At 46.7% G+C, this 25,632-nt stretch carries 25 protein-coding genes; 11 read left to right on the forward strand and 14 right to left on the reverse strand.

Annotation, left to right across the window (positions count from 1 at the left end; all coding sequences use genetic code 11):
* Positions 1 to 40 precede the first annotated feature (40 nt).
* Positions 41 to 580: a transposase gene (locus tag AB3R30_RS03645; protein ID WP_458647784.1), complete on the reverse strand. Its 540-nt coding sequence runs from the start codon at positions 578 to 580 to the stop codon at positions 41 to 43.
* 185 nt (positions 581 to 765) lie between these two features.
* On the opposite strand from AB3R30_RS03645, the gene secG reads away from it, so the two are divergent.
* The 4 genes from secG to AB3R30_RS03665 all read left to right on the forward strand — a co-directional run bounded on the left by secG (position 766) and on the right by AB3R30_RS03665 (position 5,171).
* Complete coding sequence (gene secG, locus AB3R30_RS03650; RefSeq protein WP_458647785.1) at positions 766 to 1,002, forward strand: preprotein translocase subunit SecG; 237 nt, start codon at positions 766 to 768, stop codon at positions 1,000 to 1,002.
* A 51-nt stretch (positions 1,003 to 1,053) separates the two neighbouring features.
* Positions 1,054 to 1,851, forward strand: a complete 798-nt coding sequence (locus tag AB3R30_RS03655; protein ID WP_458647786.1) for a matrixin family metalloprotease — start codon at positions 1,054 to 1,056, stop codon at positions 1,849 to 1,851.
* Positions 1,852 to 1,902: 51 nt separating this feature from the next.
* Positions 1,903 to 3,369 (forward strand): DEAD/DEAH box helicase, encoded by a 1,467-nt coding sequence (locus AB3R30_RS03660; protein ID WP_458647787.1) that lies wholly within the window; start codon positions 1,903 to 1,905, stop codon positions 3,367 to 3,369.
* Between the two features lie 131 nt (positions 3,370 to 3,500).
* Positions 3,501 to 5,171, forward strand: a complete 1,671-nt coding sequence (locus tag AB3R30_RS03665; RefSeq protein ID WP_458647788.1) for an ATP-binding protein — start codon at positions 3,501 to 3,503, stop codon at positions 5,169 to 5,171.
* A gap of 2 nt (positions 5,172 to 5,173) precedes the next feature.
* Here the strand turns inward: AB3R30_RS03665 and tgt are convergent, their stop codons facing one another.
* Together tgt and AB3R30_RS03675 are read right to left on the reverse strand one after the other, a co-directional pair.
* The gene (gene tgt, locus AB3R30_RS03670) at positions 5,174 to 6,292 is read right to left on the reverse strand and encodes a tRNA guanosine(34) transglycosylase Tgt (protein ID WP_458647789.1); all 1,119 of its coding nucleotides are present in this window, start codon (positions 6,290 to 6,292) and stop codon (positions 5,174 to 5,176) included.
* Positions 6,293 to 6,373: 81 nt separating this feature from the next.
* The gene (locus AB3R30_RS03675; protein ID WP_458647790.1) at positions 6,374 to 6,832 is read right to left on the reverse strand and encodes a hypothetical protein; all 459 of its coding nucleotides are present in this window, start codon (positions 6,830 to 6,832) and stop codon (positions 6,374 to 6,376) included.
* Between the two features lie 459 nt (positions 6,833 to 7,291).
* On the opposite strand from AB3R30_RS03675, the gene cobS reads away from it, so the two are divergent.
* Complete coding sequence (gene cobS / locus AB3R30_RS03680; RefSeq protein ID WP_458647791.1) at positions 7,292 to 8,089, forward strand: adenosylcobinamide-GDP ribazoletransferase; 798 nt, start codon at positions 7,292 to 7,294, stop codon at positions 8,087 to 8,089.
* A 101-nt stretch (positions 8,090 to 8,190) separates the two neighbouring features.
* Here cobS and AB3R30_RS03685 read toward each other — a convergent pair whose 3' ends face one another.
* Together AB3R30_RS03685 and AB3R30_RS03690 are read right to left on the reverse strand one after the other, a co-directional pair.
* Positions 8,191 to 8,634, reverse strand: coding sequence for a hypothetical protein (locus AB3R30_RS03685; RefSeq protein WP_458647792.1), 444 nt, complete (start codon positions 8,632 to 8,634; stop codon positions 8,191 to 8,193).
* 28 nt (positions 8,635 to 8,662) lie between these two features.
* Positions 8,663 to 10,162 carry a site-2 protease family protein gene (locus tag AB3R30_RS03690; protein WP_458647793.1) on the reverse strand — a complete coding sequence of 500 codons (1,500 nt, stop codon included), beginning with the start codon at positions 10,160 to 10,162 and terminating at the stop codon, positions 8,663 to 8,665.
* Between the two features lie 257 nt (positions 10,163 to 10,419).
* Between AB3R30_RS03690 and AB3R30_RS03695 the strand changes: the two genes are divergently transcribed.
* Both AB3R30_RS03695 and recR read left to right on the forward strand, forming a co-directional pair.
* Complete coding sequence (locus AB3R30_RS03695; protein WP_458647794.1) at positions 10,420 to 11,154, forward strand: MBL fold metallo-hydrolase; 735 nt, start codon at positions 10,420 to 10,422, stop codon at positions 11,152 to 11,154.
* Positions 11,155 to 11,185: 31 nt separating this feature from the next.
* Complete coding sequence (gene recR, locus AB3R30_RS03700; RefSeq protein WP_458647954.1) at positions 11,186 to 11,779, forward strand: recombination mediator RecR; 594 nt, start codon at positions 11,186 to 11,188, stop codon at positions 11,777 to 11,779.
* Between the two features lie 124 nt (positions 11,780 to 11,903).
* On the opposite strand, the gene AB3R30_RS03705 is transcribed toward recR, so the two are convergent.
* Positions 11,904 to 12,470, reverse strand: a complete 567-nt coding sequence (locus tag AB3R30_RS03705; RefSeq protein WP_458647795.1) for a response regulator — start codon at positions 12,468 to 12,470, stop codon at positions 11,904 to 11,906.
* 380 nt (positions 12,471 to 12,850) lie between these two features.
* Between AB3R30_RS03705 and lipA the strand changes: the two genes are divergently transcribed.
* Positions 12,851 to 13,831, forward strand: a complete 981-nt coding sequence (gene lipA, locus AB3R30_RS03710) for a lipoyl synthase (protein ID WP_458647796.1) — start codon at positions 12,851 to 12,853, stop codon at positions 13,829 to 13,831.
* Positions 13,832 to 13,996: 165 nt separating this feature from the next.
* A complete protein-coding gene (psaX, locus tag AB3R30_RS03715; RefSeq protein ID WP_458647797.1) occupies positions 13,997 to 14,113 on the forward strand; it encodes a photosystem I protein PsaX in 117 nt (38 codons plus the stop codon).
* A gap of 156 nt (positions 14,114 to 14,269) precedes the next feature.
* Here the strand turns inward: psaX and AB3R30_RS03720 are convergent, their stop codons facing one another.
* Together AB3R30_RS03720 and AB3R30_RS03725 are read right to left on the reverse strand one after the other, a co-directional pair.
* Complete coding sequence (locus AB3R30_RS03720) at positions 14,270 to 15,253, reverse strand: branched-chain amino acid ABC transporter permease (RefSeq protein ID WP_458647798.1); 984 nt, start codon at positions 15,251 to 15,253, stop codon at positions 14,270 to 14,272.
* Positions 15,254 to 15,382: 129 nt separating this feature from the next.
* Positions 15,383 to 16,504, reverse strand: coding sequence for an HlyD family efflux transporter periplasmic adaptor subunit (locus AB3R30_RS03725; protein ID WP_458647799.1), 1,122 nt, complete (start codon positions 16,502 to 16,504; stop codon positions 15,383 to 15,385).
* A 371-nt stretch (positions 16,505 to 16,875) separates the two neighbouring features.
* On the opposite strand from AB3R30_RS03725, the gene AB3R30_RS03730 reads away from it, so the two are divergent.
* Positions 16,876 to 17,091: a hypothetical protein gene (locus tag AB3R30_RS03730; protein WP_458647800.1), complete on the forward strand. Its 216-nt coding sequence runs from the start codon at positions 16,876 to 16,878 to the stop codon at positions 17,089 to 17,091.
* Positions 17,092 to 17,625: 534 nt separating this feature from the next.
* The gene (locus AB3R30_RS03735; RefSeq protein WP_458647801.1) at positions 17,626 to 17,856 is read left to right on the forward strand and encodes a hypothetical protein; all 231 of its coding nucleotides are present in this window, start codon (positions 17,626 to 17,628) and stop codon (positions 17,854 to 17,856) included.
* A gap of 142 nt (positions 17,857 to 17,998) precedes the next feature.
* Here the strand turns inward: AB3R30_RS03735 and AB3R30_RS03740 are convergent, their stop codons facing one another.
* The 6 genes from AB3R30_RS03740 to cmr1 are packed head-to-tail and all read right to left on the reverse strand — an operon-like array spanning position 17,999 to position 25,613.
* The gene (locus AB3R30_RS03740) at positions 17,999 to 18,883 is read right to left on the reverse strand and encodes a hypothetical protein (protein ID WP_458647802.1); all 885 of its coding nucleotides are present in this window, start codon (positions 18,881 to 18,883) and stop codon (positions 17,999 to 18,001) included.
* Entirely contained in the window at positions 18,880 to 19,344 is a 465-nt protein-coding gene (locus AB3R30_RS03745; RefSeq protein ID WP_458647803.1) for a hypothetical protein, read from the reverse strand. Before AB3R30_RS03745 ends, AB3R30_RS03740 begins: the two co-directional genes overlap by 4 nt.
* A gap of 11 nt (positions 19,345 to 19,355) precedes the next feature.
* Positions 19,356 to 20,453 (reverse strand): type III-B CRISPR module RAMP protein Cmr4, encoded by a 1,098-nt coding sequence (cmr4, locus tag AB3R30_RS03750; RefSeq protein ID WP_458647804.1) that lies wholly within the window; start codon positions 20,451 to 20,453, stop codon positions 19,356 to 19,358.
* 11 nt (positions 20,454 to 20,464) lie between these two features.
* Positions 20,465 to 23,353, reverse strand: coding sequence for a hypothetical protein (locus tag AB3R30_RS03755; protein ID WP_458647805.1), 2,889 nt, complete (start codon positions 23,351 to 23,353; stop codon positions 20,465 to 20,467).
* Positions 23,350 to 24,468, reverse strand: coding sequence for an RAMP superfamily CRISPR-associated protein (locus tag AB3R30_RS03760; RefSeq protein WP_458647806.1), 1,119 nt, complete (start codon positions 24,466 to 24,468; stop codon positions 23,350 to 23,352). The genes AB3R30_RS03755 and AB3R30_RS03760 overlap by 4 nt, the downstream gene beginning before the upstream one ends.
* On the reverse strand, positions 24,468 to 25,613 hold the full coding sequence (gene cmr1, locus AB3R30_RS03765; RefSeq protein ID WP_458647807.1) for a type III-B CRISPR module RAMP protein Cmr1: 1,146 nt from the start codon (positions 25,611 to 25,613) through the stop codon (positions 24,468 to 24,470). Before cmr1 ends, AB3R30_RS03760 begins: the two co-directional genes overlap by 1 nt.
* Positions 25,614 to 25,632: the final 19 nt, after the last annotated feature.

Below are 25,632 nucleotides of genomic sequence, written 5' to 3' on the forward strand. Positions count from 1 at the left end.
TTCTCAAGCATCCGAATCACGACTTGTCCACCGCGTTGAATCATGCCGAAAATCGGCGGTTTTTCCTTTTCAAGCGAACCTCGACCCCGACCCCCTTTGAGCCGATTGCGCCGTCCTTTGCGCCCCTTTTTCTAACTGCTTCAGGGTTGCCCTTATGACCAACGGTGACATAAACCTCATCACATTCCACCTCCCCCGATAAATTCACTGCTGGTTGGCTCAAAGCAATTCCTTGCCGCAATTGGGTGGTCATATCTTGTACCACATCTTTATCAATGTCTAGCTCATCAGCAATCTGTTGATTCGACAAGTTCAATCCCATCAAATATAAACACAACAGCCACATCCGTAACGGCTGATAGTGTCCGGCAAATATCGTATCCGTCAGGTCATCAAAATGAATACTGCAACTCTTACATTGATACCGTTGACGCTCCGGTTGGGTCTCATCCTTGCCGCGTTTGATCACGCTTTGGCTGTTACACTTGGGGCAGCAAACACCCATCTTCCAGCGCATTTGGCGCACAGTTTCGTAACATTTGGCATCGTCCATCAGATACGTTAAGTTCAAGTTCAGCATGGTGGTCGATGGTGAATTTCCCTGTTGAAAGCATTCTATCTGGTTCCTTCTTTCTCTATCTCCCCGTAACACCTATTGATCCTTGATTTTTATCTGTCTGATTTCTTCAGATTTATAACAATACTAGATTTTCTAAGGCATTTGCTTTTAGACTGAGTGAGCAGCACTATTGGCGCGAGTTTATCATGTCCTTATATATTGTCTTAAAAGCGGGTTGGATCGTTGCTGCTCTAGGGTTAGTAATTGTGGTCTTGCTGCATAGCCCAAAGGGAGATGGTTTAGGGGGTTTGAGTGGACAGGCTCAGCTTTTTAACAGCACGAAGACAGCCGAATTGACATTAAATCGAGTGACTTGGGCGTTAACAGTAGTTTTTATGGGGTTAACAGTGGTTTTGAGTGCAAATTTGCTTCCGGTCAGATAATTTTTGGGTTACTGCTTGCTGGCTAATATGGGTTTTAAGCGAAAAAAAACTATGTGGTTTCAGCGATCGCTCCTCAATAATATGGCGATCGCTTTTGTTATTTCACTAGTTTTTCTTACAACCACTCAATTAGTATCTTCTGTCCCACCACCGACTGCGCTTCGTCAGCTTCCTACGGCTCAAGTTCATCCCTTACCGCCGAGTCTTTCTCAATGGCATGATCCCCAACAATCGGGTGACTATTTTGATCAGGTTCAGACGGTAGCTGTTAATTACCTGATTTGGTCAACGTTTCCGGTGGCGGTTTATGTAGAGCCGCCTACTCTCGTGGAACAAGCGGTTCCTTTTATGGCAAACCGGGCAAAAACCTGGGTAACTGCCATAGAAAAAGCAGTGCAAGAATGGAACTTTTATCTGCCCCTTAAAATAGTTGAACAGGCTAAAGATGCGGATATTCAGATTAGGCGCTCAGCACTACCGCTGAGGTTCAATCGCAGCAATCAGGATGGCGAGAACCGCAAACTTCCTATTCTCCGTGCCCGGTCTGCTGAAACTCGCTTTGAACTATACGTCAAAAAAACAACTGTTGCGGCATTTGACCCACCCTCGATTTTGTCCCATCGAGTTGCCGTCTCTATTCGCCCTGACCAAGCCGCAGAGTATTTGCAAGCTGCTGCTCGCCATGAAATTGGTCATGCGCTTGGCATTTGGGGGCATAGCGCTCAACAAACCGATGCCCTCTATTTTTCTCAAGTTCGCAATCCTGCCAAGATTTCTGCGAGAGACATCAACACTTTGAAGCGTGTGTATCAGCAACCTACTCGCTTGGGCTGGAATTTAGCATCCTAAACCCTTACGATCGCCTCTTGTCTCCCCTGAATACACTGGAATCCTGCTAAAATGCATAGAGCAGCGATCGCTTCCAGTCTTTGCACCGCTGCCAGTCCAGATTTTTTACACCTTTATCCGCCTAAGACTGACGCTGCCCACGGCGGTAGGCGGTTTTACTCGCGGAGTTTTATGTCTTTTTCCACTCTTGGTTTATCTGATGAAATTGTTCGCGCTACTACTGAGCGCGGTTACACAACCCCCACACCGATTCAAATGCAGGCAATTCCTGCGGTGTTGGCAGGTGGTGATTTGCTAGCGGGTGCCCAAACGGGTACTGGTAAAACTGCTGGCTTTACCTTACCTATTTTGCACTTGTTGTCGGCAAACAAGTCGGCGGCAAGCGGTATCAACAAAAATGCCCCGATTGGTCGTTCACCCATTCGATCGCTGATTTTGACCCCAACTCGTGAACTCGCTGCCCAAGTCGAAGAAAGCGTACAGGCATACGGCAAATACTTGAAGCTAAACTCAATGACTATTTTTGGTGGAGTTGGCATGACTCCACAAGTGCGGCAATTGAGAAGCCGGGTGGACATTTTAGTTGCCACACCAGGGCGATTGCTCGACCATGTGCAGCAGGGCACCGTTGATTTATCGCGAGTCGAAATCTTAGTGTTAGACGAAGCCGATCGCATGTTGGATATGGGCTTTATTCGAGATATTCGACGCATTCTCGCTCTTTTACCTAAACAGCGACAAAATCTATTGTTTTCTGCCACGTTTTCTCCTGAAATTAAGGCATTTGCTTCTAGCCTGCTCAATCAGCCAACTCTGATTGAAATGGAACGGCGGAATGTGACTGCGGATACCGTGGCGCAGAAAGTATATCTCGTCGATCGCGAACGGAAGCGTCAGTTGCTCACTCATCTGATTCGCCAGCATAACTGGTTTCAGGTGTTGGTATTTACCCGCACCAAGCACGGGGCGGATCGCTTGGTGAAGCAGTTAACCGAAGATCGCATTCCCGCCATGGCAATTCATGGCAACAAAAGCCAAGCAGCCCGAACTCGCGCCCTAGCAAAGTTTAAGGATGCCAGTTTACAAGTGCTGGTTGCCACCGATATTGCGGCTCGTGGCATCGACATCACCGATTTACCCCATGTGGTGAATTATGAGTTACCCAATTCGCCAGAAGACTACATTCACCGCATCGGTCGGACGGGTCGTGCTGGAGCCGATGGGGAAGCTTCATCTCTCGTATGTGTTGATGAACATCAACTCCTAGGGGCGATCGAACGGTTAATTAAGCAACAACTCCCTAGAGAGATCGTGACTGGCTTTGAGCCAGACCTTCACGCAAAACCTGAACCGATTCAAAATGGTCGTCAAAATCGGCAGCAGCAGGGCAGGAGCGGACAGACAAAATCTCGTGCGGCTCAACCTTCTGCCCAAAAAGGCGCAAAACGTCATGGTACAGGCAGCAGCAAACCAAATGTTCGTCCTCCAGTGCCACGCCTTTCTAGTGGACAGCATTAATAAGTGAGGGATTAAAGTCTGCGATCGCCTAATCCCCGTCGGTAGATAGAGTGCGATCACTCGAAAACTTACTACTTTGGAAGGTGACTGTCAAATTTAGTCATTTAGCCGAGCAGTTTGGTGGGGTTAAAATGCTTGAGAGTAGAGCGAAATCGCTACTGACTGTTTTACACATCGATGATGATGAACTCAGTCGGTATGTGGTTGCGCGTATTTTGCAAAAAGCTGGCTTTGCAATGAAAGCTGCAAAAACTGGGGAAGAAGGACTGCAAACTCTCGCTAACTGCCTACCTGATCTGATCATCTTAGACGTTCAGCTACCAGGTATGAGTGGCTTTGAGGTCTGTCGTGAGATTAAAGCAAATCCTGACACGGCGGCAATTCCTATTTTGCATTTGTCGGCTCATTTTACCCAAGGACAAGATAAGGCTCAAGGGTTAGATAGTGGTGCTGATGCCTATTTAGCGCAGCCCGTTGAACCGATTGAACTCATTGCTACAGTAAGGGCATTATTGCGAATTCGTAAGGCAGAAGAATCCCTACGATTTTTAGCAGAAGCCAGCAAACAGCTAGCCCACTCGCTCAACTTTGAAACTATTTTAAAGACTCTGGCAGATTTAGCGGTTCCCTATTTAGCAGATTGGTGTGTGATTCATCGAGTGCATGATCAGGGATCAATCCATCCTTTAGCCGTCCTTCATACCGATCCTGCCAAGGTTGAGTTGGGCTGGAATTTAGCGCGGCAGTATCCGGTGAGCGATCGCGCTGATGACATTGAGCAAATTATTCAAGCGAAACAACCCTTTTTGCTGACTAATCTTTCAGATTCGATATTAGAAAGTCATGTTGCCAATGTAGAGCATCGCCACTGTTTACAAAAGTTAGGGTTGCATTCTTGCATTGTTGTGCCGTTGATGGTATATCAGCAAGTATTTGGCATCATCGGTTTTGCTACCGCCGAATCAGGTCGATGTTACAGTCAGTTAGATTTGGACTTAGTTCAAGATTTGACCATGCGGGCAGCGTTGGCAGTTGAGAATGCTCAACTGTATCGAGAAGCCCAAGACGCGAACCGGATGAAAGATGAGTTTCTGGCGACGCTTTCCCATGAGTTGCGATCGCCGCTGAATGCCATTCTGGGGTGGACTCGCCTGCTCAATACTCGCAAGTTTAATGAAGCGACTACAGCACGGGCAATGGAAACCATTGAACGAAGTGCCACAACTCAAGCCCAACTGGTGGAAGATCTGTTAGATGTCTCCCAAATTATTCGGGGAAAACTGCGATTGAATATTCAACCAATGGATTTAACCAGCGCAGTTCAGGCAGCGATCGACACAGTACAACCCTCAGCCGCCGCGAAAAATATTCAGATTCAGTTTTTATCTGAACCTGGGGTTGGCTCAATCTCTGGCGATCCGGATCGGTTGCAGCAAATAGCCTGGAATCTGTTATCCAACGCAGTTAAATTTACGCCAGAAAACGGGCAGATTACCATTACTCTAGAGCGATCGTCTGGTTACATCAACCTAATCATGATTGATACCGGGAAAGGCATTGATCCAGAGTTTGCCCCCTTTGTGTTCGATCGTTTTCGGCAAGCGGATAGTTCTAGTACACGTATCTACAGCGGATTAGGGCTAGGATTGGCGATCGTTCGCCATTTAGTAGAACTTCACGGCGGCACCGTGAGTGTGAGCAGCAAGGGAGAGGATCAAGGCTCCACTTTTATTGTTAAACTGCCTTTAATGCCACCGACGAATGCGATTCAGCCCACACTAGAACTCAAGCAGCAGCTATAAACCTAGGGCTTGTTGGGGTCTGTTAGCCAGTGTCCAAATTCTTCAACAAAGCGTCCTTGAATAATGGACTGCCGGATACGCTGAGTGAACTGAATCAGTTCAGTAATATTGTGAATTGACAGAAGCGTGTATGCCAGCATCTCTTGGGATCTGAGCAAATGACTGACATAGGCACGGGTGAAATTTTGGCACGTATAGCAAGGACAAGTATCGTCTAGAGGCGTAAAATCTTCTCGAAACCGAGTGTTTTTCAGGTTCCACCGTTCTCCCCGGACGATCGCATTGCCATGACGCGCGAGTCGGGTTGGAATCACACAATCAAATAAATCAACGCCTGCCGCGATCGCCCGCACCATTTCGCGATGGGTTCCCACCCCCATCAAATACCGAGGTTTGTTCACAGGCAGCAAGGGCGCAGTGGCTTGAACAATCTGCTCAATCAGCGCTGGCGGCTCTCCCACGCTCACACCGCCGATCGCAAAACCTGGCAAATCTAAATCTGCCAGTTGTTTCGCAGCAAACTCGCGTAAATCGGGATAGATGCCACCCTGAACAATGCCAAAAAGCGCTTGATCTGATCGCTGATGGGCAACCATACACCGCTTCAGCCAACGAAAGGTACGCTCTGTTGCTTCCTGCACACTTTCGCGAGTTGCCGGATACGGCGGACACTCATCAAAAGCCATAATCACATCGGCACCCAACGAATTTTGAATTTCAATCGACCGTTCTGGCGACAAAAAAATCATTTGTCCATCACGCGGCGATCGAAAATGCACGCCCTCTTCCGCGATCGTTCGCATTTCACTGAGGCTAAACACCTGAAATCCGCCTGAATCCGTCAGCATGGGACCCTTCCATGCCATGAAGCGATGTAAACCGCCGGCTCGTGCCACAATCTCTTCACCGGGCTGTAGGTGAAGATGATAAGTATTTGCCAGCACCATCTGCGCCCCAGTAGCTTGCAACTGGTCGGGCGTAACGGTTTTAACATTTGCCAGAGTGCCAACAGGCATGAATCGAGGCGTTTCTACGAGTCCGTGGGGAGTCAAAAAAACGCCTGCTCTAGCCTGAGTATGATGACAGGTTGCCTGAGACTGAAAAGAAAAGTAAGTCTTCAATAAAAATGAATCTTCAAAGGTATTGAGCGATCGCCACAGATTTTTTATTGTGCCACTTTTAGGGCAGCATCTCGATGAATCCTAGAGAGAGAAATGCTCCTCATCGTCAATTTGCATATCCCAGCCAGCCGATAACACGTCAGCAACCACAGCTTCCAAAGCTGCTGCATTTAAGTTGCAGGTATGTTGCTCCAATAGTGGATTGGATAAAGGAACAATTTTGAGTTGACGACTATCTTGAACTAAGTTGAAATAGGGCGTTTGGTCAGAGGATAACCCAATTTCAAGATAATCAAAGCTTTGAACATTTAGATAAAGTGCATGGTTGGCGACCAAGGTGGAGCGATAGGGATCGGCAAAAACTTCAAGAATGTAGCCTTCTCCCTGGCTCGTCGTCGTTCCATCTTGAAAATGCATGTATTGAACACGTCCTAAGTCTGAAAGCAATCTCTGCATATCTTGAATGTTAACAATGGTGCCACTATCAACAATGCAAGGAGCAAGGGGACGCTGACTACTGGAAGATTGTTCATAACTCATGGAGAGAAAGCCTCTGAACTGAATAAGCCGAGCATGTTGACACTGGCATCTATGTCTATGTAAACAGAACCCAAAAATCCTTTGGTATGTAGAAACCAAAGGATTAACAACGGTTAGTCAAGGAACACTATGAAAGAGAACTACTGAATAAATTTTTAATTTGAATCGTTTATTGAGTAAAAATTAACTATCCTAGGACTTGACGAACAGTGGGCGATAGATGTAAAGAGGAAGGATTCAGCGGAGATTAAAGCCACAGACCAGATAAGATATGCCTTAATTTTATCCCAACTTTTTTAGGTCACAGCGAATGAATTGATTAATTTCACCTAGAAAAGTGATTAAATAAAAGCATTTTGCATATCTATGGGGGGGCGCTCAACGTTGCCACTAGATGTAGATAAATCCAAAATCGAATATTGAGAGGCTGGATTTACTTAAGCTAAACATTAGGGTTTTATGACAGATCGTGATTCATCAATACTGTCTCAAGATGGGTATGGGCGATCGCAGGTGTCAACTTTTTTAGGCGCGATCGCGTTTTATACCTGTATTCCGTTGCCGACTCATTGGCGTTTGAAATTTCATGGGATTGCAGCATGGGCACCTTTGATTGGCTTACTCATTGGCGGCTTGTTGGGATTGTCCGATGCTGGGTTGCAAGGGTTGGGAATGCCAATTTTGGTTCGCAGTGCGCTGATTGTCGTTGTTTGGATTGGCATTACGGGCGGACTTCATTTAGACGGGGCAATGGATACGGCGGATGGGTTAGCCGTTCTCGATCCCACTCGCCGATTAGAAGTAATGACAGATAGCCGAACCGGTGCTTTTGGGGCGATGGTTGCTGTGGCAATCGGGCTATTAAAAACAACCGCTTTAGCTAGCCTGGAAAGCGATCGCTGGATTTACTTGATGACGGCAGCAGGCTGGGGACGCTGGGGACAACTGGTGGCGATCGCTCGATATCCGTATCTGAGGCTTGAAGGAAAAGGTGCTTTCCACAAAGTGGCAATTCAATCGGTTTGGCAAGCTTTGCCGAGTTTGTTGATGCTGTTAGGGTTCTGCGGAATTTTGGGTGGGTTAAATCTTCTGCCTTGGGCTGGATTCGTTGGAATGACAATGGGTGGAAGCGCGATCGCTGTTTTGACAGGGGTTTGGTTTGATCACAAGTTGGGCGGTCATACGGGAGATAGTTATGGCGCGGTGGTGGAATGGACTGAAACACTATTGTTGTGTGTGCTAACAATGACGGGTTAAAACTTATACCGTTTTGAATTTTGAGTTTTGAGTTTTGAATTGTAGGGTGATGGTGCGTTTTGCAAGGCTCAACTCACCCGACGAGATCGCTGGTTTTAGTGTTATTCGTCTTTTCCTTTGGCTAGCGTTCCGATCGCGTCTCCTAGAGCGGTGGTTAAACTTTTACGAGTTTGAATGTGATTCGCTTGTTCGGTTTGTAGCGCTTGAGTCAGGCGATCGCATTCTACAAGGGCTTGAGTGAGGTGCGATCGTAAATCGGCTTCTGTTTTCAATTCGCTTACCGCTGCTTGAATTTCGGGAGTTCTGCCAGTGCCGCTTTCATCGGGCTGCATTCGTCCTTTAATCTGCTGAATTTCCTGCTGGAGCGCTCCAATAGCTTGCTGGGTCAGCTTTGCTTCTACTCGCCGCTGTTGGGCTTCTGTTTCATAGCGCTGCTGCCAATTGATCGCGCTGGCATATGCATCTTCTCGCTCTTGGCGCATTTCCACCAACTGCTGCTTGAGCGCCTTAATTTCGTCTAGCCATTGCGTTACATTTTGGGTCATCGGCTTAGCACCATTCCATTTAGCACCATTACATATTGAAGAGTGTGGTCAAAAACTTGGGGGCAGGCAAAATAATCAACAATAGCAACGCTAGAGAGACAATGCCCCAGAAATCCCGGCGATTATCTAACTCGGTCACATCATTTAACGCAGGTTCATCAATGGCAGGCATGAGGAATAAGATAATCGCCCAGAGCAGTAGATACCGCTGCCAGTAGGACAAAACCAGTAAAAATAAACGGGCAATCTGACCGACTATTGCGCCCATTCGTTGCCCCAACATGGCATGGACAATGCGCCCTCCGTCGAGTTGACCAACGGGCATCAGGTTAAGGGCGGTCACAATTAAGCCTAAACTGCTGGCAACGGCAACAGGATGCATTTTTAGGGCAGTGGTAGCGGTTAAAGTGCTACCTAAAATTATCTTGCTCAAAAGGGTGAGCAACAGGGAGAATCTCGGATCAAACGCCTGAAAGTTAAATAGTTCAGGTGTTGAGGGCAGGGCAACTAAAGTAGAGTGTGCCAATCCCCAAAGCAGCAAAGGCAGGGCGATCGCAAATCCGACTAAAGGACCTGAAATGCCGACATCAAACAACGCTCTGCGGTTTGGAATGGGGGAGCGAATTTGAATAAACGCGCCAAAAGTGCCAAACGGAAACCAGGGCAACGGTAGTATGGGAATGAAGTAGGGTAGCGTCGTGCGAATTTGATGGCGACGAGCAGCAAGATAATGGGCGAGTTCATGGACTCCCAAAATGGTTAAAAGGGCTATTGCGTAAGGAACCCCTTGGGCGATCGCGGTCAGAAATCCTTGTCCAGAACTACTGAATGCACCCGAATTGCCACTAATTTGTGACCAAGCGAGACAAGCCGTGAAAAAAGTTGCTGCGAACAAACTTAAGGCTATGACGGGGCGGTTGATCGTACTTTGCTCACTTTGAGCGCTTTTGGCATGAGGGTTAGTGACCAACGCAAAAAATGGCTTGCCGTTGTTTCCTTCCTGAAAAACTACTAAAAAGCGATCGCCAAATTTCTCTTCCACATTGCCCCGAACTGTTTGATATGCCACTTCTGGCTGGCTTTTGAGGTGACCCCGGCAAATGACTGCTTGAGGGCGATACTCTAAATTTTGTAGGTAATAAATCGACCAGGGAAAACAGGCTTGTAAATGGCGTTCCTCCGATTGATCAATAGGACGAAGCGCAACTGATTCTTTGAGTAAATCGCTCTCTTCGGACAGGGGCGCATCCAACTTACGGTTTGCTGGAGAACTGGTTTCTGACGTTGGAATGCGTCCCCATTGAATCAAAAAGAAATAGAGTGTTAAACAGACGACTAAAGGAATAAATATTAGATAGAAGGGCGGCGTTTTTTTGTCATTTGCTAGTGTCCAGCCAATCCAAATGGAGGCGGGCATCATGGCAACTAACCACAACAACCAGGTTGGAGTTCGAGAGACGCTAGAAACCCCTCGCACGATAAAGTAAGTCGTTAGCCCTAGCAGAAAGAGCAAAAATAGAGGATTCATGAGTCTAAAATATATCGGGCTGAGAAGCACACACTTCTAGGCAAGGTGAAAAAGGAAAAGACTGACCTGTGCGATCGCAATCTTAAAATCGCAGAATTCAATTAGTTTAGAGTTCGATCGCCCAAAGGTAAAAGATTTCTTCAACCCGCACAGACATTGAACTATAACAATTTACTCCGAATGAACCGATACTCAACCCATCTCATCTAGTTAACCCAACTGACTTTTTCAAAATCGCCCTTTGTCAAACTGAAACCGTGTCTTTAACTTCCCAACCCATCCCAGAACCCCCCATTCCAGAAACGGCTCAACGCCAGCAACCGGATAAATTACCTAAACCGATTTTCGATGACACAACTCTTGTCAATGCATCTCCTGTTTTTTCCTTTTCCCCCAATCGAGACACCCTGGGCGGCACTGCTTATTTCATTGTAGAAGAGGTCAACATTTTAATAGATTGTCCTGCGTGGAATGACACAAACCAACACTTTTTGCAGCAGCAGGGCGGTGTGCAATGGCTAATTTTGACCCATCGGGGCGCGATCGGTAAAGCCAAAGAAATTCAGCAAACTTTTGGCTGTAACATTCTCATTCAAGAGCAAGAAGCCTATTTATTACCAGGATTAAGCGTCATATCTTTTCATCAGCGCTTTGAGCTAACCTCTCAAAGTCGCGTCATTTGGACAGCAGGACACTCTCCTGGCTCATCCTGTTTATACTATGGCGGCTTTGGCGGTATCTTGTTTACTGGCAGGCATCTATTGTCTACGCCTCAAGGCTCTATCATGCCAATCAAGACTGCCAAAACATTTCACTGGCGGAGGCAAGTTCAAAACATTCAGAAACTTGTAGCAGAATTCACGCCAGAAACCTTGCATTATCTTTGCCCTGGAGCCAATATCGGATTTTTGCGCGGTAAAACCTGTATTGACCAAGCCCATCAGCACTTGAGCGAAATCAACGCCGCGATCGCAAATCCCTCGTTAAAATAGAATATCCCAGGCTTTTAGAGGAAGGTTTCAGATTTATACTCGTCCCCTAGCTCGGTTGATTGAGCAACTTCAACATTTACCGGGCATTGGTCCTAAAAGTGCCCAACGGTTAGCGCTTTATATTCTCAAGCGCCCTGAAGAAGAAGTGAAAGCATTGGCGATCGCCCTCATGGAAGCCAAAACACAGGTTGGTTTGTGTTCGGTCTGCTTTCACCTATCTGCTGATCCGATCTGTGAAATTTGTCGATCGCCAAATCGAGATAGCAACGTGCTTTGCGTCGTGTCGGATTCTAAGGATGTGATTGCGCTAGAAAAAACCCGCGAATATCGCGGCAAATATCACGTATTGGGTGGAACGATATCGCCCATGGATGGCATCGGACCCGATCAGCTTCACATTCAACCCTTAGTGCGACGAGTTAGTCAGCAAAAAATCGACGAAGTGATTATCGCCATTAGTCCCAGCGTTGAAGGGGAAACCACGACCCTGTATGTTGGGCAACTGCTGAAACCGTTCACTAAAGTTACCCGTATTGCCTTTGGCTTACCCATGGGCGGCGATTTGGAATACGCCGATGAGGTTACCCTAGCAAGGGCGCTTGAAGGGCGACGAGAACTCGATTAAATGAATTGGATGAACCTATAGGGGCGGGTCTTGCGCCTGCCCATTGGGGTGAAGGGCACCCACAAGAGATGCCCCTACCAATTCCTTCGATTGCATAAAAGATACTTGCCATGAACAAATTGGGCTACTTCATCCTTTGTTTGATGAAGTTGAGAATTTGACCCATCTGCTTCTTCATGCCGTCGATTTCTGCCTGCATACTGGCGATTTTTGCATTCAAAGCCTGAATATCGGCACTAGAGCCTGAGGCAACTGGAACAGCACTGGGCGCTGCGGGTGCAACGGGTGCAACGGGTGCTACTCCTGCGGGTGGGCGACGCTTGGCTTTTGCCATTGCGGTTTTAATCGCCGTAATTAGCTGAGGCTGATCAAAGGGTTTTTGGACAAACTCAAAATATTCAAAGGGTTCTTGAAGCTTTTCAGTCACTTCTTCTTTGCGACCCGACATCAGCACCAATGGAATGGCTTGCAGTGCCGGTTGGGTTTGAATATTTTGGAACACTTCCCAGCCGCTCATTTTGGGCAGCAGAAAATCCAACATAATCAGGTTGGGGCGCTCTTGTTGAATCAAATTTAGCCCTTGAACGCCGTCCTTGGCTTCGAGTACTTCAAAGTTGCCTTTGGGTAGCATGTCGCGAACCATTGTGCGGATAACGTTGCTGTCGTCGATAACCAGGATCTTGTGAGCCACAGCTTAACTCCTTGGTGGTCTACGGAATGGTAAAAAAAGCAGAAAAATTTCTAATGTCCTATGAGAGCGTATTTGAAATAACTCAATTAAACAGGCTGGTTATTAGCTGGTTATTAAAAGAGCGATCACATCAGTCTAACTCTCAGTATTGTACTCATGCTGCACAATTACGCCATAGCTGAACGAAATTAGTTTAGCCTTTACAGAATTGGATCAATTTGATTCCGATTGGAAGGATTATAAACGGCGATGAATAACAGTCGCATAGTTAACCAGAATAATCTGACGAAATCCTATCAAATTTTCTCTCATCTGCTTTTGAATAGAACACCCTACAATCGTTATCATCTCGGTTTTTATGGATTGTTTATTCGCTAGTTATGGCTAGTATTCCCGTCTTTATGTCTGTTCAAACGAACTCATCCGAAATTTTTTCTAATCAGGGCGATCGCGCAAGCGCTGACTTGTCAGTTCGCGCTCAACTGGTGAACCTGCCAGACTGGTTACGTCGTCCTGTAGGAAAAGCTAGCGAACTCTCCACGGTGCAGCGGATCATCAAACAGCGACAGATTCATACCATTTGTGAAGAGGGTCGGTGTCCGAATCGAGCGGAATGTTATGCCCAAGGCACCGCTACATTTTTGTTAATGGGACCAACCTGTACCCGATCATGCGCTTTTTGCCAGGTCGATAAGGGTCATGTTCCTATGCCGCTTGATCCAGCGGAGCCGACTAAGGTGGCGGAAGCAGTAAGCCTGCTTGGACTCCAGTATGTGGTACTGACATCCGTAGCGCGGGATGATTTGCCTGATCAGGGTGCAAGTTGGTTTGTGCAGACGATGGTTGCGATCCGCCAAGATCATCCTGCTATCCAAATTGAAGTGTTGACTCCAGATTTTTGGGGCGGCAAGGAAAAAGACTTTTCATCGGAAGATCTTCAGCGGCAACGAGTGGAAACGGTAGTTAAGGCACAGCCTGCCTGTTATAACCACAATATTGAAACGGTAGAACGACTTCAGGGAAAGGTGCGACGCGGTGCCAAATATCAGCGATCGCTGCGAGTGTTAGAACTTGTTAAAGCGGTGAATCCTGCAATTCCTACTAAATCGGGTTTAATGCTTGGACATGGCGAAACAGAGGATGAAATTTTGGCAACCCTGCAAGATTTATGTGCGATTGGCTGCGATCGCCTGACTTTGGGGCAATATATGCGCCCATCCCTAGAACATTTGCCGGTTCAAAAATATTGGACACCGGATGAATTTACTCATCTGGGTGAGATCGCTCGTGAAATGGGCTTTTCCCATGTGCGATCGGCTCCCTTGGTTCGCAGTTCTTACCATGCAGGGGAAGGCAAGTGAATGACGAATGGCGATCGCCCGTTAGAACTTGGCACTCCGCACCTAATCTAAACAACTGCTTTGCGACTTATTGGTTCGCAGACGTTAAATTTGACTTTAGAGTGTTTCAAAGAGAGCCATTCTTTGGTATTCCTTAAGATGTCTATCCTTTTGGAGTAATCCTTTATGGCAACTCAAGCACCAGCTAAAAAACCTTACACTTTCCGGGCATCTTGGGCAATTTTGCTGCTGGCAATCAACTTTTTGGTGGCAGCCATTTACGCGCATATCATCAATATATAAAGAAGGGAGGGGCTAGGAAGTAGGAATGACGGGGGACGAATGACGAATGACAAATTAATGATTGAGTGATCAACGATGAATGGAAAACGTAATTTAACTTTTCATCCAATGGTTCTTTTATGCATTCGTCATTCGCAATTCGTCACTCGCAATTTTCTACATTGTTCCTTTAAACAAACCTTGAGGGCGAACGAGTAATACAAGCATCATGATAAAAAGTGCAACAGCAAGTTTATATTCGTTACGGATGCAAAACTGGCTCAGCCAAGAGGGGAGCCATGAGGGACAGTAGGTGCTTGCTTCTTGGGCAATTCCAATGATGACGGCACCGACGATCGCGCCGTAGGCGTTGCCAATCCCACCCAAAATGACAGCCGCAAACATGGGCAAGATCAGAAACCACCCCATGTTGGGGCGCACGGCTTCGACTAAGCCCAACATACTGCCGCCTAGGGCTGTTAATCCGCCTGCAATAATCCAGGTCCAGAAAATGACGCGATCGACTTTGATACCTGCTACTCGCGCTAGATCGAGATCATCGGCAACGGCACGCATTGCCTTACCAATTTTGGTATTTTGCAGTAAATAATGCAGTCCACCGATGGCAGCGATCGCCATGCCAATCACTACTAGGTCATAGAGCGGGAGTCGCAGGCTGGCAAACTCCAGCGCTTCGGCAACGGGTAAGTTATAGCGCTGGTTGCTGCCGCCCCAAATTAAAATAATGCCGTTGCGAAGAAAGAGAGCCAGCCCAATCGAAATGATAATTAACGTGGCAGGTGCAGCACGGCGAACCCGCATCGGTGCCCAGATGAGTTTTTCGGTGAGCAGGAAAGCGGCGATCGTCACTACCGCCCCCACCATCATAGACAGCCAAATATTGATCCCTAGGCTGTTGGCTAGAAATGTGGCGTAAGCGCCTAGGGTCATGAAGTCACCATGGGCAAAGTTTGAAAGGCGCAAAACACCGTAGGTGAGGGTTAAGCCGACAGAGCCAAGAGCAATAATGCTGCCGAGAGAAATCCCATTGAGAACCAATTGGGCGAGTTGAAGCAATTCAAGCAATGCAGGACTGAAACTAAATCCTGAGTTGTCTAGAGAAATTTCATTCAGAATAAGTTGAGTAAATTGAACAGACATTCGGCAACGCATTTATGGGGTTTAGTTCTCCCGATTGTGCCGGAATTGAGACATTGAAGCAACTTCCTGGTTAGAAGCAACTGGCTAATTAGAATTAGGCGATCGCGTTTTGAGCTATTTACGCTCTGCTTAGGGATCGCTCCAGAGACGAAGTTTTCGCAAAAATGCCTGAAGAATCGTTTCTTGGCGGGAAATGATATCAGCACGGGCTTCCATTCCGGGTTGAAGCGGATAGCGGCGATCTCCTTTAGCAAAATAAGGACGTTCGGGTTGCAGGGTCACTTCGTAGTAGGGAGCCATTGAGTTAGTGCCATTTGGTGGGACAATCACATCCGGGGCGATCGTTTGAACCGTGCCGGGGAGCGTTCCATACTCTGGGTAGGGATAGGCAGATACCCGGATCTGAGCAGATTGTCCGATTTCTACCTGGCTAATGTCTTGGGCTGCAACCTGCGCCTTAATCACAAGTGGCACTTTGGCGGGGACGATTTGAGCCACATTCTCGCCCTGCCGCACTGTTTGTCCTGAATGACGCAGGGCAAGTTGAAGGATAATCCCATTAATCGGAGATTGGATGACTTGCTGATCGATCGCCGCGTTAAGTTGCTGTAAGGAGGTGCGATCCAGTTGAATTTGATTGCTTAAACCAGTGCGCTGTTGCAGCAGGCGATCGCGCTGATTTACGAAGGCTTGAGCTTCCGCTGGTGCAGTTTGCTTGAGTTGCTCTAATACGCCGTCTATCGCTGTATTAGGCGCTGTATTAGGAAGTTTTGCTGAATCAGAATTAGTCTGATCCACTGCTGCAAATAAGAAATTTGCTTTCACTAAAATAGCGCTCTCCAACGCTTTGAGAGCAACTTCGGCTTCCGTATTTTGTCCTTCATACTGGTGTAAAAATGCCTGTAGGCGATCGCGGCGAACTTGCAAATTACGCAAGCGCGATCGCTCTAATCCTCCCAATTCGGCAAGAATATCTCCCTGCCGAACGGGCTGATTTTCTTTCACAAGCACCTGCTGAACGATGCCAGTTGTTGCTGCCTGCACAAGGCTGATATCTTGAACCGGACGGATTGTGGCAACCGCCTGCACGGTGACGTTATATTCCACCATTGCCGCCGCGCCCATTGCTCCCACAAATAGCCCCAGTAGCAATAGCGTTCCGACTCGCGTCCAGCGATGGATAGGAGGAAGAAATTCGTCTAGTTGGAGCGAATAGATCGCTGTTAAGGGTGGCTGATCTTGCAGTGCCATAAGTCAGACTCCAAAAAGGAGGATAGTCCTCTTTTCGGCATTTTTCAGCAAAATCCGCACGATCGCAGGAAATCGGTTTAATTGCAGGAAATCAGTTGAAGAGATCCCATCCGGATAGCGCTAGGGCAAGAAATGAGGAGCAGGGGATAGAAAACCGCTCAGAAGCTTACTGAATAAGGGTTTTGAATTTTAGGATAGTTATTTTCCTCAAAGAAAGCGATCGCAGTTGTTAAAAAATGCTGACAGATTAATAGCAGAATCCGGATAACAGCCATCTCTTCAGAAGACAAGATTAGACTTCGCAAATTAAAACCTTGATCCGGATAGTTTTAATTGCGTTTTTTAACCCAACTTACCAATAAGGAGTCCTTATGAAGACTGTTGTTGAGCAAAAACCTCTGTTTGAAACTCTTTCTGCTGAAGCCGCAGCGAATGTGAATGGTGCTTGCTGGTACTCTAACCCTTGCGTCAATCCCTGCTGGTCATCTGGTGGCTGGAGTGGCGGTGGCTGGAGTGGCGGTGGATCGAGTGGCGGTTCGCCCTCAGTTACTCAAACTACCAACGTTAATGTGTTGATTGACGATTAAGCAGTACTAAAGTTCTGCCCGGTGAATCGCAATTTACAACTTGATTAAATACACATTAATCAGCGTCATGGGTTAGTTGCAAGCTGGTTCCTTTGACAATTGTAGTGATTGCGATCGCCCCAAGTTGATCAATTTAAATAACGCTGGCTGAAGCACCCACCTTACTGATGGGTGCTTTTTCCCGTAGTGGCTAAAGAATCAACAATCATTGGCAGGTACACACATCCTGAAGACGCAACAACGTTTTTCTTAAGAAATCTTAAGAAGATGACACCAGTATCCGGATAAGAACAGCAGTTTCAGAAACTTTAATTAGCTTCGCAGTAAGACTCTCTCGATCAGGACAGATTTTGAAATTGTGCATAATTTCATTTCACCTCTCCTACTTTCGAGCTTCATCATGCTGCCCTGACGACCGTTCAGTCAATCTGTTCCATTCAGCTTTTTGATACCCTGTTCAATTGTTTGTGTGGCGGTGCGTCAAACTATCTCTCAACAATTGGTCTTTATTCAATGACTAAGGAGACAACAAAAATGGCTCAGCAAAATGATTTGTTCACTCCCCTATCTACTGAAGCATCGGCAACGGTGCAAGGGGGATGGCGCGGTTGCCGTCGTAGTTCCAGACCCTTCTACTACTACAGTAGACCTTCCTATTCCCGTCCTAGCTCTAGCTGGGGCTATGGTTATGGTGGTTGGTCTGGCAGTGGTTCCAGCGGTGCTGTGACTCAGACTGTGAATGTGAATGTGTTGTACAACGACTAATATCGTTGCGGCTACAGGTTAAGTCAGGTTACCTGAATCTCAAATGAAAAGGTTGGGTTGTCGCTTGTTTCTGCGTTGCAGTGCAGTGACACTCAACCTTGTATTTCTCTTATAGCTTTTTAGATTGCCCAGTTGCTGACGTTTACTTTGATGGGTGCCAGATGCCAAATTGTTGAATCTCGAAGCGTTGTGGGGCGATCGCAATGCTACCCGGCACCCAGCAGAGATCGTCAACAAATTTCTCTACATGCTGCCCTGCCTGGGTGGAAACTTTCCACTCCCGCCCCACCAACGGCTCAATCTCACCTTTAGCAGAGACGTTTTGGGCAACCGTATGAGCTAAAAGATGCATTGATTCTGGCACCTGAATCACAATGCGATCGTTCCGCTCTGTCCAGCGATAGTTTGCATCAAACAATTGTGAATCTGTTACTTCTTGAATACATTTCTGAGTCTGCTTTTCAGGATCAGTACATTTCTGGGTGCATTGTAATTGCACATCGCCCCAACCATAGCCACGCTCGCCACCAAATTGCAAATGATGACAGGCAACTTGCCATTGGAGATTACAGTCCTCTTGTTCAAACACGTAACCCACCAGATAAACCTGTTTCCCTTGATCTAACGTGCGAGGTGAGAGAAACTCTACTTCATGTAATAGCCCTTCATCTGCTGCTTGTTGCGGATACATCAGTGCAGTACTGGTATAGCTGCTGAGAAACCGACGACGAAATAGGCTTTCCTTATCTCCCCATGACCACTGAATTTGGTAATCTCCATTCTGTTTGATAGCAGGATAGAAGTAGGTGTAGGCTAAACGCTTATGAACCTCATCCCCGATATCCTGATATTGCTTGGAATTGATTGCTGGTTGCTGCTTGTCGCGGGTCAATCGCATGGTGAGTGCGCCCCAGAAGACTCGCCCGGTGACATAGGGTCGGGTGCGCTGCACGTTTCCCACTTTGCCGCAGCCAATGTGCATAGGAGACTTGAGTTTGAACACCACTTGATACGCTTTCCAGGTCATGGAGTTTCCTTCTGCTCCGCTTGCCCATTCCCTAGTTCTGGATCTTGCCTTGCCTTGGCTCCATAGCGGGCATAAATCAACATCTGCTCCAGCATTTCTTTGGTTAGTAATAGTTGCTCTAGGGAAATCCTTTCGTTATCCTTCTTGTCGTTCTGAGTCAGATGTGAAAGTATGTCCTCGGCTTTTTCACTCGGTGGTTTATCCCATCCAATTTTCAAGCTGTCAAGCAGTTTGAGCATGTGTCCTACTAATATTTCTCCAGCCGATTTCTTGTTCTTCTTTTTATCTTCTTTACTTGCCTGTTCCTTCGCTAGCAAGTAGAGGAAACAAGCGTAAATACCATCCTCTTGCAATACACCTAAAGCTTTTGTGACAGTGTTTTCCACATCGCTAGATTTTCTATCTTTTGTGTCAGTAATTACTGCCTGGGCATGTTGTGCGGCAAGGCGATCGAGATTCATAACTGTGTTGCTCATGGGTTGTTTTCTGTGGGTGCGATCGCCGCTAGTTTGTCAGGCTTTGAAGATGTCTCAGAGGATTGCTGCTGTTGATGTTTCAATTCCCAATCTTGTTTCAAATCTACTTCTGTCGGCTCCCCAACGATCGCCATCCGCCCAAAGCCGCGTGTGCCCATGCCACCAACTCCCAGCCACTCGATCAGGCGCAACCCTGCTTTCACAACGCATAGTGGACATTTCCAGGAATCTCCTGGGAGTGGATTTCTTGTGTCATCTTCTTTCTTCTTTCCTGTCTCCTTGATTTCACCAAACGACCATCCGTTCTTGTCACTGCGGTAATCATCCAAGACAACGTCTGCGGTGAGGAATGTGGCGCGGGGAATGGCTTCGTAGGTAAATAGTGCGCCATCTTCGGCTGCACCAGTGTCAGGATTAATCGCCACTGATGTCCGTACTTCCAAGTTGCTGTTTACTATCTGGCTAAAGAGTGCATCTTTGACCAGAACAATTTTGTTGATAGCTTGATCAAGAGCTTTCTGGCGATCGCCACTTTGCCATTCTGAAGGTGCTTTCACCTCTACTTTCTGATCAGCAACATTGACCATTAACCAACCGAGATTGAGTCGTTTATCAGGTTTATCCCAAGTTAAAACTGCCGTGCTAACGTCATCCCAATCATCAGGTAAACCCGTAAAGCCTGCTTCTTCCAATCGCTCCACGGTACTGACCCAAACTGCACCTACCATTGAATGCACGGGAAACAGCAGCACATGGGCATCAAAAATATTCACCACGCCGGAATAGATGGTGGCTTTATCAGTGTCGTTTTCATTCTTGGACTTTTTGATATAGCCAAAGGTGTAGCAGACTGGATTTTGATCGGGGTTATCAATTTTGTCGTGGCTTTGTCCGGCGGCTTCTGGTGTTTCATATAACTGCGCGGCATAGGATCGCGCTGCGCCATGCAAACTGGTTCCAGGAATTTTTGGGATTTTGGTGCCCGGTTCTCGCACGATGCTGTTGTCTACCCGTCCCAAGCGATAGCCTCCTGTGCCGATATGCACCGGATCAAGGGTCATAAACAGGTAGCGTTGTCGCTTATAAGTTGCCATTGCTGTTTTCCTTACCGCTCTTTCAAAATTTCCATATGTAGTTCTGCCAAATCAGCCAGTTCGCCCCGCACACCTGCTTGGATAAGTTGCTGGCGATCGCCCTCAAGCATACTCCACCATTTCTTGTCCTTGCGCCATGCGGCATTTGCCAGGGTATCTTCCACAAACTGCTTAAATACGTTATCGGTCAGGGCGCAATTTTTCTCGTCCTGCCCGTACCAGGCTTCGCGAGTGGCTTCAATGGTATGAATCACCTGATAGCGCTGAGAAGTTTCCAGGGTTTTCAGAATTGCCCAGAGGTTGTCGAAGCGATCGAGGTCTTCCAGGTAGAAGGGACGGGTGCGGCGCGATCGGCGACCGTCTTCGTCGTAGTAAATCTCGAAGCGACGGGCGGTGCTATCGAGAAATTCAAAGTCGAAGCGGCTTGGTCTAATCCATAGCTTCGCACCTTTATCTTTAGGCATTCGGTCATTACGAACAGCCAGATCATTGGCATGTCTCGGTTGCCTTTTATCCCAACGATCGCCCTGATACATCCGGGGATACCAATCATCCTTTTTGTTGCCATCCCCAGCAACCACAGGTGTACCCCACGTGATGCCGTTATCAAACTTCAATTTAATGGAACCACCAGAACACTCTTTTTGTATCAATCGCCAGTCCTCCCAGCCTTTACCGCTATCCATATCAAACTGTCCTGATAGATTGAGCATTGCCCGACCTGCTTCCAGCACAGAACGAATTGGAGTACGGCGATTACAGAAGACCAGTCCTATGTTTAAGGGGAGGCGATCGCGCACCCGTCCCATTTGGTGTTCATACTCCTTTTTCACTTGAGTTGCTAATTCCAAAGCTTTATTGGCAGGAACCAACATTAAACACAGACTTGGCTCAGCCAATAGAGGAATGGTGGGTTGATAGCTGCCAATCTTCTTAACTTCTCTAATAGTCACTTCAGTCTTTTTACGGCTAGACTGCAAAAAGATTGAGGGTTCCAAGATTTGAAATGTTCTTCCTGCTAACTTGCTGATCCAGGTATCTCGTGCATTTGGGGGCAATTGAGCAGCAAAATAGCTCAAATTATCTGTTGTTAAAAATCTCTGGCGTGGCTTATCCCAAACTGCGCTCAGGACTATGCCATCTATGTCTAGGTCATAAGCATGATAATCGCCCAACTCGTCTAGATTATTTGTTTCTGGGTGTAACTCCAAGCGAAAAGGGGACAGCCCAACTGCATTAGGCATGACTTCACTTGTCACCTTTTCCCAAAAGGCACGGGCTGTCTCTGCAATGCGATACAACCGAGCCGGGGAGGGATTTTTCGCAGTGTTGCTAGTCACTTGAATCGTGGAGAGCAATGTGCCATCAAGCCAACCCTCTAGCCCTAACTTGCCAACAAATAGAGCTAAGCGACCGTTATCATCCGCAACTTCGTCTGTCCAAATAGTCTGCTGCAAACCTTCGTTAATCCATTGTTCTGAGCGTCGCCCTCGCCGATCTAAGCAAACACGGCAGATTTGGCGTTGTTTTCCTTTACCCTCTTTTGCCCAAGCAGATAGCGTTTTCTCTACTTCAGGTTGAGAACCGTGACGCGGATAACCCACAGGTCGCATTCCACAGACGGTACAAATCTCACCATTTCTAGGACGACCTTCCTTCCACTCTGTTTCAAATAGGTAGAGATTGTTATCAGCGTTTATTGGTTCTTGATTCAATGCCTGTTTACGGGGTTCAGCCACTAATTCTCGTGAACGCGATTTTTCATTATCTAAATAACCCGCTGTAATTGGAAGATAGCTGAAATAAATTTGTGGACGCAAATCGGATGGAAATAACGCCTGAATTTCTTCTCGTAGTGCAGTCTGCTCTATGCAGTCAAAAATAGCAGGTAGCAGATAATAAGCACCTGTTTCATCTCGATAAAATTGATTTCCAAAAGCATAAGTTTCTTCAATCAGTGTTTGTACACCTTTGAACGCATCATTCAAAACTTGTTGGACTCCCAATAAATCGCTGATCTTATCGCTGCGTGTATAGCGATCGAGAATATCTAAGTTAATTCTCAGGGTGCAGAAAGGCAGATTTTCGATGTCAGGGAGCCAACCGTTTTTGAAAACATAGACAGCAGCAGCTTTGGTGAATGTAGCAACGGTATAGCCCCAGTCCCAGAGAGAGATTTCGTTATGAGGACGACGGTTATCTGCCAGACCTTTACTCATCAATGCTTTCATCTGCATCAACCAGTCGGATCGTTGGTCAGTAGTGATTTGTTCGATGTTGTCTAGTGGTAAATTCTTGAGTACATTTGTCAATTCTTGAATTGAAGTTGTACCAACCTGCTCCTCAACGCCAAAAGATGTAGCACGAAATACACTGCTGTAAGGTTGCTTGTGTTGGTCAGGCTCTCCTTCTTTTTCAATGTGAGCAATGCCATGTAGATAGCCCACAAGCAGTCCAGGCTGCATTGATTTACCAATCACATTGCTCCAGTTTGATGTTTGATTTACTGCCAATCCAGTATTGAGCAAAAGTGGCATTAACTCAGCAAAGTTGTATTGCTCGTTATTCCATGTCAATTCAATTTTCTTGAGAAGTGTAGTTAGATCTGCTCTTTCACTAAACGCACAGGGTATCTGTGCAGCCATATCCAAAATTCCTTTGATAAATTCTGCACTTGGAGCGTCGGCTATAAAGGTGTAATGAGTGTAAGTATCAATAGCGCATGGATCAGATAGTAAATTGTGTTCATATTCCACTTTGGTTTTACTTGGGTCTTGCGGCTCTTGGCTCTCTAGAAAGCGATCGCTCATTTTGCCCAAGTCATGAATTAGTCCAAGAGCTTCCATCAACAGAATTGTGCGTCGCTGCTCGTCAGATGGTCGCCAGAACGATCCACTCATACTTCACCTCTATTTTGCAACTGCTCTGCCATGCGTTGGGTGCGATCGCTCAACTCATTCCAGTTAACAAACGATACTTCGGTAAAAGATGTTTTTGGTGGCGGTGGTTCGAGTTCAGGTAATGACTCTGGTGCTGGAGCTTCAGCAAGTTGACGACCCTCACGTTCCCACCAATCTTTAGCTTTTTGATAAAGCTGTTTTGCTTTCTTGCCAGATTTTCCTTGTAGATAGTCTGCTTCAGGCTTGAGGCTACCATCAGTGTTTAGAAAATCTGGATCAATTTGTCCAGGTGCAATCAGATAGCGAGGTAGTTCAGGCTCAGGAGTTTTTAGTTCGGGTTCAGGTTGCTTTAACTCTGTCCAATCTGCTCGAATCCCAAACTGGATTGCGCCGTTTAGCTCAGCAACGCCAAAGCCACTACTGGTCTTTGCCCCAAAGCCATAGACTGTGAGCATATCGCTTACTCCCCCGGCAACCAGTTTCAAATCTTGGGCAACCTCATCTGGCTTCACTGAACCAAAGGGAACGTATAGCAAGACGAACTCTCCAGTTGCCCCGATGGGCACTGATTCGATCAGAATAGGATTTTTGCCCGTGCCTGTTTTGCGATCGTGGGGGTTAATCACCTCCAACTCAACCTTGTTAAAGAAAGTTGGGTAAAAGTAGAGCCGCCCTGATTTCAGCTTTTTATGATCTTCTTCTTCACGCTCATTACCAAAGAGTCGCTCAATTGCTTTATCGGTAAATCTTTCTTTCTCTTGGTGTTTCAATTGCCAAAGGGTTGCTCGTAATGCTCCTTTCCAGCTTGTCGAGGCAACTATTGGGGTTTGAAACACTTTGTCTTTGCGAACCGGGTTATCGAGCAGGTGAAAGGTGCGATCGTCTTTGCTCAGGTAGGGTTTTCGCAGTTTGAAGGGGATGCGCAACATGAAGCTGAGATGTGGCAGGCGATCGAGATCATCAATATTGGGAGTGAAGCCAAAATCTTCAAATTTGAGATCGCGATCGCTTGCCTCATAACGACTTCGCCACTCATGCCAATATTGCTTTTTATCCTTGGCAAAAAAGGCTTTTTCAAGCCAACCTCTACAAGTTGCCGTAAAGTCGTACTGCATTAGCTATCCTCCTGCAATTGCAACAAGCTACGCAGAAATGCCTGAACATCAGCTTGATTTGCGGTGACAGTATCTCTCTCCGAGTTCATTTCTCGCCAATCGTGCAAGGTATAGTTTGCTATCAGATGTTGATAAATTTTGTCTACAATTCTCCCTCTGTCCCAATCGTTGTTGTAAACCGCTGCTGCTTCAGGCACCCAACCCCACACGCGCATTAGCTTGTCATTGTCATAGGCACGGGAGATTTTGATTTTGGCAGCCATGCGATCGTCTTCCACTGTGCCCATGATGAAGTGGCGTAAATCTTTGTTGTCGTTACTCTCGGTTACATTGTTATCTTTCCTGTCTTTTTTAAGAATTAAATCTTTGCGTCCACCTTGATTCTGAATTCTTGTCTGGGTTGTTTTACTCTCCTCTGTCCTAAAAAGCTGCCGGAGGTCATATTTCAAGTTAAAGGTATCCTGCTCCTTAAACGAAGAATTTGATTCTTTCGGTTGAATCTGCGCCAGGAAGATGTTTTGTAGTGAAGGCAATTCTGGATATTTATATTCACTTTTTATTGCTTTGAGCCAGTTACAGAGAGGTTGGGTATCAATGCGACTTCCCTCTACTTGAATCACGCCAAAACCCATTTGGGGTCGCGCACCTAATGCTGACCATTCAGCCATAAATTGAATTAACCCACCGATGATCTCTGGTTTGAAATCTGGATTTAGGCTCTGAATCTTAAGGATAAATGTGCCAATCTTAGGAGTATTTGGCGGTAGCGGTCTAACATCTTTTTGGGTTGGATCTGGGAAATACCAGGTTGGTGTTTTCGACTTACCCTGATTATTGGTGTAGGAGCGATTCGCTTGGATAGGATGCTGAATGACTGCATCAGAGATTTGAACCTCTTGAACCTCTAACCTAAACCGCCGTTTTTGACCCTCGGCACCAAAAATTTTGCAGACTTCACAAAGTCCGTTTTTGTATGAGCATTTCTGCTTGGTTGGATCGCAAGCATCCCCTCCCCTCCCTCGCACTAGCACTTCCATCCACCAGCGCAGACTGCCGAGGATGCCGGTTTCATGGATGCGATCGCACTTGCCAGTCTCAACACCACCCGTCCATAAGGGCGTTAATGTCTTGATGTTTACTTCCATTTTCCCTCAGCAATGCATT

Source organism: Sivoneniella epilithica UHCC 1019 (assembly GCF_040830845.1).
Lineage (GTDB): Bacteria > Cyanobacteriota > Cyanobacteriia > Leptolyngbyales > Leptolyngbyaceae > ULC077BIN1.